The organism is Streptomyces sp. NPDC055243 (assembly GCF_044544025.1).
GTDB lineage: Bacteria > Actinomycetota > Actinomycetes > Streptomycetales > Streptomycetaceae > Streptomyces.
On sequence record NZ_JBITWR010000012.1, the window covers coordinates 109,554 to 123,142 of the forward strand.

Sequence of the window (13,589 nt, forward strand, 5' to 3'; positions counted from 1 at the left end):
AGGGAAGCCTCACGGCGTCGCGCCCACGCTGTTGCCCACGCCGCCGCTCGTCGCGCCGCCTCCCACCGGACGGATCCCCTTGGTGATCTTGTCCATGTCGGTGAGGGGCGGGGCGCCCTCGCCGGCCCGCGCGTCGATCGCGAAGCGGACGATGACCATCGCCTCGGAGCCGAGGCTGGAGGGGAACGCCAAGGACTGGACGTACCCGCCGGGACCCGTGTTCGTGCGGACGCGCCAGCGCACGAAGTAGCCGGAGCGGCCCGCGACCGCCACGGTCCCCTCGTCGACCTTCGCGTGGCTCGCGATGCCGTCGAACGGCTCCCTGCCGATCGCGTCCTCGTCGTACGCCCGGTCCGCCGCGTCCTTGATGTCCCCCTGGGCCAGCGCCTTGGGCGAGCGCTCGTCCGTCGCCGTCGAGGTGCGCGAGTAGACCGTGCCGTGGCGGCACAGGCCGCTCTCGCCCGGGCAGTCGTAGGTGTCCGGGGTCTGGACGGTCGGATCGCTGCCGACGGTGTTGTCGGCCTTCTCCCAGCCGTCGGGGACCGGGATCGTGATGCCGTTGAGCTGGTCGACGAGCGTGGAGGGGTCGGGGTCCGGCGCCGATGTGGTGGGCGTCGGCGACGTCGGGGTGGGGGTGTCCAGCGGCTCCGACACGGTCGGGGCGGGCGGGCCGCTCTGCGGGGCGGCGCCGTCGTCCTCGCCCAGGAGCACCACGCCCGTGACGATCGAGGCGACCAGGACGACCCCGGCGGTGGCAAGGGCCACCACCTTGGCCCGGCCGCCCCCGGACACCCCCGGCAGCGGCTGGACGGCGGTCTGTGCCTGCGGCGGGCCGAACCCCGGCTGCGCCTGGCCCAGGTGGAGGGCTTCGGGCGCACGCCGGTGCTCGGTCCACGCGGAACCGTCCCACCAGCGCTCGACGGGCTGTGCCGGCGGCGCCGACGGGTCCGTGTACCAGCCGGGAGGAGGCGACATGCTCATCCCGGCACTCTAAGACGTGCCGTGAAGATCAGAACACCGAGTCCGCCTGATCAGGCACCACCGAGCCGTCCTCGCGCAGGACCGGGCCCTTGCTGCCGTCCGGTTCGTTGTTCGCGGCCGTCGAGCACGGGTAGAGGTCCGGCTTCTGCTTCAAGGGCTCGATGAACATGGGGTTCACGACCCAGCGGCCGTCCGCGTCGTCGTACGCACGGCACATGACCTCGTTCTTGTTGCGGTTCAGGACGAGATGCGCGCCCGTGGCGTCGCCGACGAACGTCACGTCCGTGTCGGCGTCACCGCCGCCCAGGGCGATGCGGTGGGAGGAATCCTGCTTGTCCCAGGCCGACTTGCCCTTGACGCCGAAGATCTCCTGGTTGATCCAGCAGCGCTTGCCGTCGATGTAGGGGATGGCCTCGCCCTTGTTCACGGGGACGTCGCCACAGCCCTGGTTCCAGGTGGTGATCCGGCCCTTGCGGTCGAGGACCGAGCGGATGGCGATGGTGTGCTTCCGGTCGATGCCGACGCCCTTGGACCACACCTCGGTCACCGGCTCCGAGCCCGCCGAGACGATGTAGACGTCGAACCCGGCCTTCTTGAGCGTGCGGATCAGATCGCGCTGCTGGTCGTAGTAGCGGGCGTAGCCGGGGATCTCGTGCGTGCCGACGGTCTGGGTGGCGCCGACGGGGGCCGCGAGCACCTCCTTGCGGGCCTTGGCGGCGTACGACTCCAGTTCGGGGACGGTGTGTCCGGCGAAGAGCTGGGGCACCCAGGCGTACTGCGGGACGGTGTGCCGGTGGTCCCACTCCCCCGCGAAGGCGGCGGCGCCGCTCATCGTCCTGCCGTCCTCGCGGACCTCGAAGATCTCGTCGGCGCAGTCGGTGTCGGTGGAGGTGGGCAGCGGCTTGCCGACCGGCACCTTCGTGCCGCAGGCCTTGGTGAGCGCCTTGTCGGCCGCGTCCGTCATCCACTTGCTGGTGGACTTCCAGTCGGCGGGACGCAGGATCTTGTCGTGGTGGAGGGACCAGGCGATCGTCGCGTCGGTGATGTCGTTCTTGACGACGGTGTTGTCCCAGTCGAAGGCGGCGACGGGACGCTTCTGGTCGTGCCCGCGGTGGGAGCCGCAGCGTCCGCGCTCGTCGATCATCTGCTGGAGCCTGGCGCGGTTGTCGCCGTACCAGCTCAGCTTCTTGGACAGCTGCGGGCAATGGGCCTTCGCAGCGGGGGAGTTCGCGGGCGTGGCGGCGGCCGCGGGGAGCGTCGCCGGTACGGCCGCCAGAGTGGCGGCCGTGGCCAGCGTCAACGCCAAGGCATGTCTGTTGCGCATGCGCATGGACCGTACATCAATCCCCCGGGCCAGGTCAGGCCCCGTGCACCGTGTCCTTCTGGTCGGGGATCACCGAGCCGTCCGCGCGGCGCACCGGGCCCGCCGCGCCGTCCCGTTCGGTGTAGCCGGTGCTCGCGCACGGGTAGGGGTCGGCCTGCTTGCCCTTGGGCTCGATGAACATGGGGTTCACCAGCCAGCGGCCGTCGCCGTTGTCGTAGGCGCGGCACATCAGCTCGTTCTTGTTGCGGTTCAGGACGAGGCGCAGGGCCGTGGCGTCGCGCAGGAAGGAGATGTCGGTGTCGGAGTCGCCTGCCGCGAAGACCTGACGCCTGCTCGCCGGTTGGACCTTCTCGGCGGCCGCGCCCCGGACCCCGTAGATCTCCTGGTTGATCCAGCAGCGCTTGCCGTCGATGTACGTGATCATCGAGTCGTCGCCGTCCTTGACGGTGCCGCAACCCGCCAGACGGGCCGTCAGCTTCCCGTGCGCGGTGACGTTGCGGATGCCGATGGTGTGCCGGGCGTCGACGCCGACGCCCTTCGCCCACACCTCGGCGACCGGCTCCGGCGAGGCGGAGACCACGTAGACGTCGAATCCTGCCTTCTTGAGCGTGCGGATCAGATCGCGCTGCTGGTCGTAGTAGCGGGCCCAGCCGGTGAACTTCCCCGTGCCGACGCGCTGTTCGGTGCCGACGGGCGCGGCGAGGTTCTCCTCGCGGGCCGCCGCGGCGAAGCCCTTGACCTGCCGGGCGGACCAGCCGCGGGTCAGCTGGGCGAGCCAGGCGTACTGGGGTTCCATGCGGCGGTGGTCGAAGCCGGCGAAGGCCGCGGCCCCGCCGGTGGTGGTGCCCTCGGCGTAGACGGAGGCGATCTCGTCGGCGCAGTCCGTGTCGCGGCGCGTGGGGAGGGTGGCGCCGGTGGCGGGGCAGGCCTTGGCGAGGGCCTTGGCCGCCGGGTCGGTGAGGTAGCGGCTCGTGGTGTGCCAGTCGGCGTTCTTCGGCGTACGTATCTTGCTGTTGCGCAGCAGCCAGAACATGGTGGCGTCGCCGACGTCGTTCTTGATGACCGTGTTGTCCCAGTCGAAGGTGGCGACGGGCTTCGCGGCGCCCTGGTCCCCGTCGTCGCCGCAGCGGCCGTAGGTGTCGATCATCCGCTGGAGCCGCGCCTTGTTCTGGCCGTACCAGCCCTTCGACACGGTCAGGTCCGGGCAGGTCGTCGACCGGCCGTGGGAGGGGGTCTGGGTGGCTTCCGCGGTGGCCTGGACGGTGAGGAGACCGGCTGAGGCGACGGCGAGCACGGCTGCGGCCGCGGTGGCGCGGCGCTTGAAGTTCACGAACACACTCCCGTGTCTACGCAGGTCAGCCGGGCGTCGTGCGACGCCCGGCTGACGGGTGGGTGGCTGCTGGGTGAACTGCGCGGAGGACTACGCCGGGGTGACGTACGCCCCGGTGAGCCCGCCGTCGACGAGGAAGTCCGTGGCGTTGACGAACGAGGAGTCGTCGCTGGCGAGGAACGCCACCGCGGACGCCATCTCCTCGGCCTCGGCGAAGCGGCCGACGGGGATGTGGACGAGGCGGCGCGCGGCCTGCTCGGGGTCCTTGGCGAAGAGCTCCTGGAGGAGCGGGGTGTTGACCGGGCCGGGGCAGAGCGCGTTCACGCGGATGTGCTCGCGGGCGAACTGCACGCCCAGCTCACGGGAGATCGCGAGGACGCCGCCCTTGGACGCGGTGTACGAGATCTGCGAGGTCGCGGCGCCCATCCTGGCCACGAACGACGCGGTGTTGATGATCGAGCCCTTGCCCTGGCGCCGCATGTAGGGGATGACGGCCTTGCAGCACAGATAGACGGAGGTGAGGTTGACTTCCTGGACGCGCCTCCAGGCCTCGAGGCCGGTGTCCAGGATGGAGTCGTCCTCGGGCAGCGTGATGCCCGCGTTGTTGAAGGCGATGTCGACCGAGCCATAGGTGTCGTACGCGGTCCTGAAGAGCGCCTCGACCTCCTCGGCGTCGGTGACGTCGACCTTGACGAAGATCCCGCCGACCTCTTCGGCGACGGCCTTGGCCGCGGTCTCGTCGATGTCGCCGCAGACGACGTGCGCACCCTCGGAGGCGAGGCGGCGCGCGGTGGCGAGGCCGATGCCGCTGCCGGCGCCGGTGATGACGGCGGTGCGGCCGACCAGGCGGCGGCAGATGCTTGCTTCGGTCATGGTGCTCAAGCCTCCGTGCATTCCGTGCTGATGAAGACGTTCTTGGTTTCCGTGAAGGCGGCGAGGGCGTCCGGGCCGAGCTCACGGCCGAGTCCGGACTGCTTGTAGCCGCCGAACGGGGTCCAGTAGCGCACGCTGGAGTGCGAGTTGACGGAGAGGTTCCCGGCCCGGACGGACTGGGAGACCCGCAGCGCCCTGCCGACGTCCCGCGTCCAGATCGAGCCGGACAGGCCGTACTCCGTGGCGTTGGCGAGGCGGATCGCGTCGGCCTCGTCGTCGAAGGGCAGGACGACGGCGACCGGGCCGAAGACCTCTTCCGTGGCCGCCGGCGAGTCGGCGTCGACGTCGGTCAGGAGCGTCGGCGGAAACCAGAAGCCGGGGCCATCCGGGACCGTGCCGTGGATTCCGGTGCCGGCCGGGACGTACGCCCGCACCCGCTCCAGCTGGGACTTCGAGATCAGCGGGCCCATCTGTGTCTTCTCGTCCGCGGGGTCGCCCACCACGACCGACTCGACCGCGGGCCGCACGATCTCGAGGAAGCGGTCGTACACCGATCGCTGGACGAGGATGCGGGTGCGGGCGCAGCAGTCCTGGCCGGAGTTGTCGAGGTACGACATCGGGGTGGCGAGGGCGGCGGCCTCCACGTCCGCGTCGGCGAAGACGATGTTCGGGCTCTTGCCGCCGAGTTCGAGCGTCACGCGCTTCACGCGGTCGGCGCACTTGGCCATGATCTGCTTGCCGACGCGCGTGGACCCGGTGAACACGATCTTGGCGACGCCGGGGTGCTCGACCAGGGCGTTGCCCGCTACGTCACCCGCGCCGGGCAGGACCTGGAAGAGACCTTCGGGAAGACCTGCCTCCAGGCCGAGCTCGGCGAGGCGCAGCGCCGTGAGGGGCGTCGTCTCCGCGGGCTTCAGGACGACCGCGTTGCCGGCCGCGAGCGCGGGGGCGGTGCCCCAGGCGGCGATCGGCATCGGGAAGTTCCAGGGCGCTATGACGGCGACGACGCCGAGGGGCTCGAGGATCGTGACGTTCAGGCCGCCGGGCACCGGGATCTGACGGCCGTTCAGCCGCTCCACTCCCCCGGCCGCGAAGTCGAGGAGGTCGCGGACGTTGCCCGCCTCCCAGCGCGCGTTGCCGATGACGTGACCGGCCTCGCGCACCTCCAACCGCGCGAGTTCTTCCAGGTGCCCGTCGACGGCCGCGGCGAAGCGGCGCAGCAGGCGGGCCCGGTCGGCGGGGGCCACGGCCGCCCATTTCGCCTGGGCCACGCTCGCGCGTGCGACGGCGGCGTCGACGTCCTGCGCGGTGGCGGCGGCAACGGTCGCGACGACCTCTTCCGTCGCCGGGTTCAGTACCTCGAGCACGTGCTTCCTCACATACGTTCGAAGGAGCGGCGGAGCTCCCAGTCGGTCACCGCGGAGTCGAAGGCGTCCAGTTCGACCCGGGCCATGTTGCTGTAGTGCGCGACCACCTCGTCGCCGAAGGCGGCCTTGGCTATGGGGCTGTTCTCCCAGAGCTCGGCGGCCTCGCGCAGGGTGGTGGGCACGTGGGCGTAGTCCCCGGTGTAGGCGTTGCCCGTGCACTCCTCGGGCAGTTCGAGCTCCTGCTCCATCCCGTACAGACCGGCGGCCACGAGTCCGGCGACCGCGAGGTGCGGGTTCACGTCGCCGCCCGGCAGGCGGTTCTCGAAGCGCATCGAGCGGCCGTGGCCGACGACGCGCAGGGCGCAGGTGCGGTTGTCGTAGCCCCAGGCGGCGGCGGTCGGGGCGAAGGAGCCGGGACGGAACCGCTTGTACGAGTTGATGTGGGGCGCGTAGAGCAGCGAGAACTCCCTGAGCGCCGCCAGCTGCCCGGCCAGGAAGTGCCGCATGACGGGCGACATGCCGCCGGGCGCGTCACCTGCCATGACGTTGTCGCCGTTCTCGTCGGCGAGCGAGAGGTGGATGTGACAGGAGTTGCCCTCGCGCTCGTTGTACTTGGCCATGAAGGTGAGCGAGACACCCTCCTGGGACGCGATCTCCTTGGCCCCGGTCTTGTAGATGGCGTGCTGGTCGCAGGTGACGAGGGCGTCGTCGTAGCGGAACACGATCTCGTGCTGGCCCGGGTTGCACTCGCCCTTGGCCGACTCGACGACGAGCCCGGCGGCCGCCATGTCGTTGCGGATGCGGCGAAGGAGCGGTTCTATGCGTCCCGTGCCGAGCACGGAGTAGTCGATGTTGTACTGGTTCGCCGGGGTCAGGCCCTTGTAGCCGGAGTCCCACGCCTGCTCGTAGGTGTCCTTGAAGACGATGAACTCCAGCTCCGTGCCGACGTTGGCGGTGAAGCCGTGCTCGGCGAGCCGGTCGAGCTGGCGGCGCAGGATCTGGCGGGGCGCGGCCACGACGGGCGACGAGTCGTTCCAGGCGAGGTCCGCGATGAGCATCGCGGTGCCTTCGTTCCAGGGGACGCGGCGCAGGGTGCTCAGGTCGGGGCGCATGGCGAAGTCGCCGTAGCCGCGGTCCCACGAGGACATCGCGTAGCCCTCGACGGTGTTCATCTCCGCGTCGACGGCCAGCAGGTAGTTGCAGCCCTCCGTGCCGTGCTCCAGGACGTCGTCGAGGAAGAAGCGGGCGGCGAACCGCTTGCCCTGAAGCCGCCCTTGCATATCGGGGAAGGCCAGGACGACAGTGTCGATCTCGCCGCTCGTGACGAGAGCACGCAGCTCCTCGATCCCGAGCGGGGGTGTGCGGTCTGCCACGGGAAAATCCTCCTTGGGTCAGCCGAGAGCCATAAGGTATTGCCGAGAACCATTGATTGGGAAGGGGGCACGGCCAGATGTCGCACACGGATGCCGACACAGGTTCCGGCACGGCCGCCGGCGCGGCTGCCGACACCACCGGCGCCGCCGCCGCGACCGCCGACGACTGGCTCACACCGGTCCTGCGTCCCGTGCGGGCGGGCAACGGCTTCGAGGAAGCCCTGGAACAGATCCTCCAGGTCGTACGCCTGGGCCTGGTGCCCAGCGGCGAACGCCTGCCGTCGGAGCGCGAGCTGGCCGACCGCCTCGGGATCAGCCGGGTCACGCTGCGCGAGGTCCTGAAGGTGCTCCAGGACCAGGGCCTGGTCGAGTCGCGGCGGGGCAGGTACGGCGGCACGTTCGTCCGCCCGCGCCCCGAGGCGGCCGGCGAGGACGAACTGCGGCGGCACGTGGCGGACGTCGACGTGGAGGACGCGCTGCGGTTCCGCGAGGTCCTCGAGGTGGGGGCGGCCGGGCTGTGCGCGGCGCACGGCCTGACCGACGAGCAGCGCGAGAGGCTGCGCACGGCGCTCGCGCGCACCCATGAGGCGCCGCTCTCCGAGTACCGCCGCCTGGACACCCTCCTGCACCTGACCCTGGCCGAGCTCTGCGGTTCGCCCTCGCTCACCGCGCAGTACGCCGCGGTCCGCGCGACCGTCAACGACCTCCTGGGCTACATCCCCCTGCTGGTGCGGAACTTGGAGCACTCGCAGCGCCAGCACACCGCCCTGGTCGGAGCCGTGCTCGACGGGGACGCGGACGGCGCGCGGGAGATAATGCGCGAGCACTGCGGCGGTACGGCCGCCCTGTTGCGGGGGTTCCTGACATAACGGGCGGGGTGCGGCGTGATTAACGGCGGTGTAACGCAGGGGGCTTGATTTCTCGCCACCGCGACGGCAAAGGTATGGATTCGTTCCATTGAGGCCGTTCCCTTGAGGCGGTCCATCTCGGTCCATCTGAATGCCGCCGCCGCATAGGAGCCGTGCCATGACCGTGGAGTCCACCAAGACGAGCACCGCCGAGCCGTCGGACGACTATCTGGAGCGCAGAACGCTGCGCCGGGGCAGCGCGGGCTGGCTGCTCCTGACCGGCCTCGGCGTCGCGTACGTCGTCTCCGGCGACTTCTCCGGCTGGAACTTCGGCCTGGCGGAGGGCGGATTCGGCGGCCTCGCGATCGCCATGGCCCTCATGGGCGTGATGTACGCCTGCATGGTGTTCTCGCTGGCGGAACTGTCCTCGGTGCTGCCCACCGCGGGCGGCGGCTACGGCTTCGCGCGCCGGGCTCTCGGTCCCTGGGGCGGCTTCCTCACCGGCACGGCGATCCTCATCGAGTACATCCTGGCGCCGGCCGCGATCTCCATCTTCATCGGCGACTACGTCGAGTCCCTCGGCCTCTTCGGCCTCACCTCCGGCTGGCCGGTGTATCTGGCCTGCTTCGTCGTCTTCATCGGCATCCACCTGTGGGGCGTCGGCGAGGCGCTGCGCTTCAGCTTCGTGGTCACGGGCATCGCGGTGGCGGCGCTGCTCGTCTTCGCCGTCGGCGCGTTCATGGACTTCGACGCGTCGAAGCTGAACGACATCCCCGTGGAGGCCACCGCCTTCGGCTCCAACTCCTGGCTGCCGATGGGGTTGTTGGGCATCTGGGCGGCGTTCCCGTTCGGCATGTGGTTCTTCCTCGGCGTGGAGGGCGTGCCGCTGGCTGCCGAGGAGACCAAGGACCCGGCGCGCACGCTGCCGCGCGCGATCCGCTGGTCGATGGCCATCCTCATCGTGCTCGCGCTGCTCACGTTCGTCGCGTCGGCCGGGGCACGCGGCGCGAACGCGATCCAGGACGCGGGCAATCCGCTGGTGGAGGCGTTGCAGCCGGGCGGAGACGCGACGGCGCTCAGCCGCATCGTCAACTACGCGGGCCTGGCGGGCCTGGTGGCGTCGTTCTTCTCGCTGATCTACGCGGGCTCGCGCCAGCTGTTCGCCCTGTCGAGGGCGGGCTACCTGCCGAGGTTCCTGTCCCTCACGAGCAGCCGCAAGGCTCCCTACCTGGGCCTCCTGGTCCCCGGGGCGATCGGTTTCGGCCTGGCGGCGGCGACCGGGGACGGTGCGCGGATGCTGAACGTGGCGGTGTTCGGCGCGACCATCTCGTACGCGCTGATGTCGCTCTCGCACATCGTGCTGCGCCGCAGGGAGCCGGGCCTGGAGCGGCCCTACCGCACGCCGGGCGGCATGCTGACCTCCTCGGTGGCGCTGGTCCTCGCCTGCTCGGCGCTGGTCGCGACGTTCCTGGTGGACGTGACGGCGGCGCTGATCGCGCTCGCGGTATACGTGGTGGCGATCGCCTACTTCGGCCTCTACAGCCGAAAGCGTCTTGTGGCGCGGGCGCCCGAGGAGGAGTTCGCGGCGCTCGCCGCCGCGGAGGCGGAACTGGAACGGGACTGAGCACGGGACCGAGCACGCGACCGGCGTACTCGGCTGAGCATGAGGGAGACGAGGGTGAGCGAGACCACCGGCAGGCGGCCGCTGATCGGTGTCAGCACGTACCTGGAGGCGAAGGCGAGCTGGGGCGTGTGGGAGCTGCCCGCGGCGCTGCTCCCCGCCGGCTACCCGCGCCTGGTGCAGGCGGCGGGCGGTCTCACCGCGATGCTTCCGCCGGACGATCCTTCGTACGCCGATGAAGTCGTCGCCAGGCTCGACGGCGTGGTCATCGCGGGCGGGCCCGATGTCGAGCCGGTCCGTTACGGCTCGGAGCGTGAGGAGCGCACAGGCCCTCCGGCGCGGGAGCGTGACGCGTGGGAACTGGCGCTGATCGGGGCGGCGCTGGCGTCGGGGACGCCGCTGCTCGGCATCTGCCGGGGGATGCAGCTGCTGAACGTGGCGCTGGGCGGGACGCTGGTGCAGCACATCGAGGGGCACGCGGAGGCGGTGGGCGTCTTCGGGACGCACGACGTGAAGCCGGTGCCGGGCACGCTGTTCGAGTCGATCGCGCCGGCCGCCTCGACGGCCGTCCCGACCTACCACCACCAGGCGGTGGACCGCCTCGGGCAGGGCCTTGTGGTGTCGGCGTACGCGGAGGACGGCACGGTGGAGGCAGTGGAGCTGCCGTCCGCGGAGTGGGTGTTGGGCGTGCAGTGGCATCCGGAGGCGGGTGCGGACCTGCGGGTGATGTCCGCGCTGGTCCGCGCGGCGGGGCCGGGGCCTTCGGCGGGCGGGGTAGACCGGGAGCGCGCCTGACCCTCCGAGCCACCGCGCCCCGGGGCCCGCCCTCCGGCCGGGGGCAGATGTCCCCCGGTGGGCCCCCTGGCCGCCGGGAAATCCCTCCGGCAGGACCTTTCCCTCCCACCCACCCGTCACCCCGCCGGGGATTCGGCTGGGCGGGCGGGAAAGCATCCGCCCGGGGGCAAGGCAGACCTCCCCCGCCCCCAGAACCCTTTAGGGCGCCCCCGCCCGCGTCAGCGACAGCAGGTCCCGCGCCGGACCCGTGGGCCGGTGCCCCGTAGGCCACACCGCCCGAAGGGCACGCCGCAGCCGAACCCCCTCCAGGGGGATGTTCACCAGGCGCCGAGCCGACAACTCCTCGCCCACCGCGAGCTCACTGAGCACCGCGGGCCCCGCCCCGTTCACCGCCGACGCCTTCACCGCGGTGGTGGACGACAGCTCGATCAGCGGGCGGGCCAGGCCGCCCAGCGCCGCGTCGAGGACCTGCCGGGTCCCCGAACCCTCCTCGCGCAGGATCAGCGGCGTGGCCGCCAACTCCGCCGCCTCCAGCGGCTTTGCGCGCCGCGCCCAGGGGTGGCCCGGCGCCGTGACGACGATCAGGCTGTCGTGGGCGATGACCGCCGAGTCCAGGCCGGCCGGCACCGCGAGCCCCTCGACGAAGCCGAGGTCCGCGTCCCCGGCCAGGAGCCGCTCCGCGACCGCGGTGGAGTTGCCGGCCGTCAGCGAGACCGCCGTGTCCGGCCGCTGCGTCCGCAGCGCGATCAGCCAGCCCGGCAGCAGATACTCGGCGATCGTCATGCTCGCCGCGACCCGCAGCCGCGAGTCCCGCCGGTCCCGCAGCGCCTGCGCGCCCGCGTCGAACGCCTCCGCCGCCTCCACGATCCGGCGCGCCCAGTCCGTGACGAGCGCCCCCGCGTCCGTGAGCTGCGAACCGCGCGGCGACCGGTCGACGAGCCCGACCCCCAGCTGCCGCTCCATCGACCGGACGCGGCTGCTCGCGGCGGGCTGCGTGATGCCGAGCTCCTTCGCGGCCCGCCCCAGACTGCCGAGCCGCGCCACGGCGAGCAGCAGCTCCAGCGCCCCGAGGTCCGGCACCCGGTGCGCGAGCGGCGCCGCTCCCGGCGACGTGTCGGACACACCGGAGGAACCAGAAGACGTACTCATAAAGCCAGGTTATGCCCTCATACGGAAATGCCTCCTGGTGGGGGGTCCGCCGAACGGCGACGGTGGAGTCATGGTCACCGTCGCCCACACGCAGGCACCCTTGAACACCCCCACGTCCCCCACGTCGAGCACCACCCGCACCGCCCGCACCGCCCGCATCACCCTCGCCACCCGCCACCTCGGCCCGAACTGGTACGCCACCGTCATGGGCACGGCGATCATCGGCGGCGCGGGCGCGACACTGCCGGTCCACGTCCCCGGCCTGCGGACCGCCTGCACCGCGGTCTGGGCGCTCTCCCTGCTCATGCTGGCCGCGCTCGTCACCGCCAGGACCCTGCACTGGATCCACCACCGCGACCAGGCCCGCGCCCATCTCCTGGACCCGGCCGTCGCCCCCTTCTACGGCTGTCTCTCCATGGCCCTGCTCGCGGTCGGCGGCGGCGCGCTCCTCGTGGGCGAGGACTGGATCGGGACGGGCGCGGCGGTCGCGCTCGACGCCGTGCTCTTCGTCGCCGGTACGGCCATCGGCCTCGCGGCGGCCGTCGCGATCCCGTACCTGATGGTGGTCAAGCACCGCATGGAGCCGGGCCAGGCCTCGCCCGTCTGGCTGCTGCCCCTGGTCGCGCCCATGGTCTCCGCCGCCCTCGGCCCCCTCCTCGTGCCCCACCTCCCGGCGGGACAGGCACAGGAGACGCTCCTGTACGCCTGCTTCGCGATGTTCGGCCTGAGCCTGCTCGCCACCCTGGTGATGCTGCCGATGATCTTCGCCCGCCTGCTGACCGGCGGCCCCTTCCCGATCGCCCTCACCCCCACCCTCTTCCTGGCGCTCGGCCCGCTGGGCCAGTCGACGACGGCCGTGAACAAGTTCGCCGACACCGCCGCGACCGGCGTCGTCCCCGCCCCCTACGACCAGGGCTTCGCCGTCTTCGCCGTGCTCTACGGCGTCCCGGTGATGGGCTTCGCCCTGCTGTGGCTCGCGCTCGCGGGCGCCATGGTGGTGCGGGCACGCCGCAAGGGCATGGGCTTCGCGATGACCTGGTGGGCGTTCACCTTCCCGGTCGGCACCTGCGTCACGGGCGCCGAGGGCCTGGGCAAGCACACCGGCCTCGCGGTCTACGACTGGCTGGCACTGGCCCTGTACGCCCTGCTGGTCACCGCCTGGGCAGTGGCCTTCACCCAGACCCTCCGCGGCCTCCTCAACGGCAAGCTGCTCGCAGCGCCTCGCTGAGGACGGCCGGGGCCTGCGCGAGGGACGGGCCGTACCAGGTGAGGTGGCGGCCGCTGACCAGGGCCGACGGGGTCGGGAACTCCTCGGGGCCGTCCTCGCGGGTGAAGCGGTAGGGCTCGTCCGGCAGGACCACCACGTCCGGGGCCACGGCCCGCAGTTCCTCGACCGGGACGCGCGGATAGCGCTCGGCGTGCGTCGCGTACGCGTTGTCGACTCCGAGGCGGCCGAGCAGGTCCCCGGCGAACGTGTCGCTGCCCAGGACCATCCAGGGGCGCCGCCAGATGGGGATCACCGCCGTCAACCGGACGTCTGGCTGCGGAAGTTGGCCCCACGCGGCCTCCGCGTCGGCCAGCCACCCCGGCCGGCCCGCCCCGCAGGCGGCCAGCACCCGGGCCAGCTCACGGAAGGCGCCCGGCAGGTCACGTACCTCCGTGACGAGCACCTGGATGCCCGCCGCCCGCAGTGCCGCCAGGTCCGGCGCCCGGTTCTCCTCCTCGTTGGCGATCACCAGGTCCGGGGCGAGGCCGATGATCCGGCGCACGTCAGGGTTCTTGGTGCCACCGACGCGGGCGACGTCCAGGTCCTCCGGATGGCTGCACCACTCCGTGGCTCCCACCAGCGCTCCCGGCGCGCTGACCGCGACCGCCTCGGTCAGCGACGGCACCAGTGAGACGACCCGTACTCCAGCCACCGCGTCTCC

12 protein-coding genes are annotated in these 13,589 nt (G+C 71.8%); 4 read left to right on the top strand and 8 right to left on the bottom strand.

The window, feature by feature from the left end; genetic code table 11:
* Nucleotides 1-9: 9 nt before the first annotated feature.
* The 6 genes from ACIGXX_RS30825 to ACIGXX_RS30850 form a co-directional block, all read right to left on the bottom strand.
* Nucleotides 10-981, bottom strand: a complete 972-nt coding sequence (locus ACIGXX_RS30825) for a DUF2510 domain-containing protein (protein WP_361463187.1) — start codon at nt 979-981, stop codon at nt 10-12.
* Between the two features lie 28 nt (nt 982-1,009).
* Complete coding sequence (locus ACIGXX_RS30830) at nt 1,010-2,305, bottom strand: haloacid dehalogenase-like hydrolase (RefSeq protein WP_351164946.1); 1,296 nt, start codon at nt 2,303-2,305, stop codon at nt 1,010-1,012.
* A 34-nt stretch (nt 2,306-2,339) separates the two neighbouring features.
* Complete coding sequence (locus ACIGXX_RS30835) at nt 2,340-3,635, bottom strand: HAD family hydrolase (protein ID WP_399980470.1); 1,296 nt, start codon at nt 3,633-3,635, stop codon at nt 2,340-2,342.
* 90 nt (nt 3,636-3,725) lie between these two features.
* Nucleotides 3,726-4,508, bottom strand: a complete 783-nt coding sequence (locus ACIGXX_RS30840) for a 3-oxoacyl-ACP reductase (RefSeq protein WP_399980473.1) — start codon at nt 4,506-4,508, stop codon at nt 3,726-3,728.
* A 5-nt stretch (nt 4,509-4,513) separates the two neighbouring features.
* Nucleotides 4,514-5,875 (bottom strand): aldehyde dehydrogenase family protein, encoded by a 1,362-nt coding sequence (locus tag ACIGXX_RS30845; protein ID WP_351164949.1) that lies wholly within the window; start codon nt 5,873-5,875, stop codon nt 4,514-4,516.
* Between the two features lie 8 nt (nt 5,876-5,883).
* Nucleotides 5,884-7,248, bottom strand: a complete 1,365-nt coding sequence (locus ACIGXX_RS30850; protein ID WP_351164950.1) for a glutamine synthetase family protein — start codon at nt 7,246-7,248, stop codon at nt 5,884-5,886.
* Between the two features lie 77 nt (nt 7,249-7,325).
* Between ACIGXX_RS30850 and ACIGXX_RS30855 the strand changes: the two genes are divergently transcribed.
* The 3 genes from ACIGXX_RS30855 to ACIGXX_RS30865 all read left to right on the top strand — a co-directional run bounded on the left by ACIGXX_RS30855 (nt 7,326) and on the right by ACIGXX_RS30865 (nt 10,512).
* The gene (locus tag ACIGXX_RS30855; RefSeq protein WP_351164951.1) at nt 7,326-8,117 is read left to right on the top strand and encodes an FCD domain-containing protein; all 792 of its coding nucleotides are present in this window, start codon (nt 7,326-7,328) and stop codon (nt 8,115-8,117) included.
* Nucleotides 8,118-8,274: 157 nt separating this feature from the next.
* Nucleotides 8,275-9,720 (top strand): ethanolamine permease, encoded by a 1,446-nt coding sequence (gene eat, locus ACIGXX_RS30860; protein ID WP_351164952.1) that lies wholly within the window; start codon nt 8,275-8,277, stop codon nt 9,718-9,720.
* Nucleotides 9,721-9,801: 81 nt separating this feature from the next.
* Nucleotides 9,802-10,512: a gamma-glutamyl-gamma-aminobutyrate hydrolase family protein gene (locus ACIGXX_RS30865; RefSeq protein WP_399980646.1), complete on the top strand. Its 711-nt coding sequence runs from the start codon at nt 9,802-9,804 to the stop codon at nt 10,510-10,512.
* Nucleotides 10,513-10,710: 198 nt separating this feature from the next.
* On the opposite strand, the gene ACIGXX_RS30870 is transcribed toward ACIGXX_RS30865, so the two are convergent.
* Nucleotides 10,711-11,661 carry a LysR family transcriptional regulator gene (locus ACIGXX_RS30870; RefSeq protein ID WP_351164953.1) on the bottom strand — a complete coding sequence of 317 codons (951 nt, stop codon included), beginning with the start codon at nt 11,659-11,661 and terminating at the stop codon, nt 10,711-10,713.
* Nucleotides 11,662-11,731: 70 nt separating this feature from the next.
* Between ACIGXX_RS30870 and ACIGXX_RS30875 the strand changes: the two genes are divergently transcribed.
* On the top strand, nt 11,732-12,889 hold the full coding sequence (locus ACIGXX_RS30875) for a TDT family transporter (protein ID WP_399980480.1): 1,158 nt from the start codon (nt 11,732-11,734) through the stop codon (nt 12,887-12,889).
* On the opposite strand, the gene ACIGXX_RS30880 is transcribed toward ACIGXX_RS30875, so the two are convergent.
* On the bottom strand, nt 12,858-13,580 hold the full coding sequence (locus tag ACIGXX_RS30880) for a helical backbone metal receptor (RefSeq protein ID WP_399980483.1): 723 nt from the start codon (nt 13,578-13,580) through the stop codon (nt 12,858-12,860). The genes ACIGXX_RS30875 and ACIGXX_RS30880 overlap by 32 nt on opposite strands.
* Nucleotides 13,581-13,589 lie beyond the last annotated feature (9 nt).

Coding starts and splice junctions, on each gene's coding strand:
- ACIGXX_RS30870 (WP_351164953.1), bottom strand. CDS start 11,661: ATGAGTACGTCTTCTGGTTCCTCCGGTGTGTCCGACACGTCGCCGGGA.
- ACIGXX_RS30830 (WP_351164946.1), bottom strand. CDS start 2,305: ATGCGCAACAGACATGCCTTGGCGTTGACGCTGGCCACGGCCGCCACT.
- ACIGXX_RS30825 (WP_361463187.1), bottom strand. CDS start 981: ATGAGCATGTCGCCTCCTCCCGGCTGGTACACGGACCCGTCGGCGCCG.
- ACIGXX_RS30855 (WP_351164951.1), top strand. CDS start 7,326: ATGTCGCACACGGATGCCGACACAGGTTCCGGCACGGCCGCCGGCGCG.
- eat (WP_351164952.1), top strand. CDS start 8,275: ATGACCGTGGAGTCCACCAAGACGAGCACCGCCGAGCCGTCGGACGAC.
- ACIGXX_RS30875 (WP_399980480.1), top strand. CDS start 11,732: ATGGTCACCGTCGCCCACACGCAGGCACCCTTGAACACCCCCACGTCC.
- ACIGXX_RS30840 (WP_399980473.1), bottom strand. CDS start 4,508: ATGACCGAAGCAAGCATCTGCCGCCGCCTGGTCGGCCGCACCGCCGTC.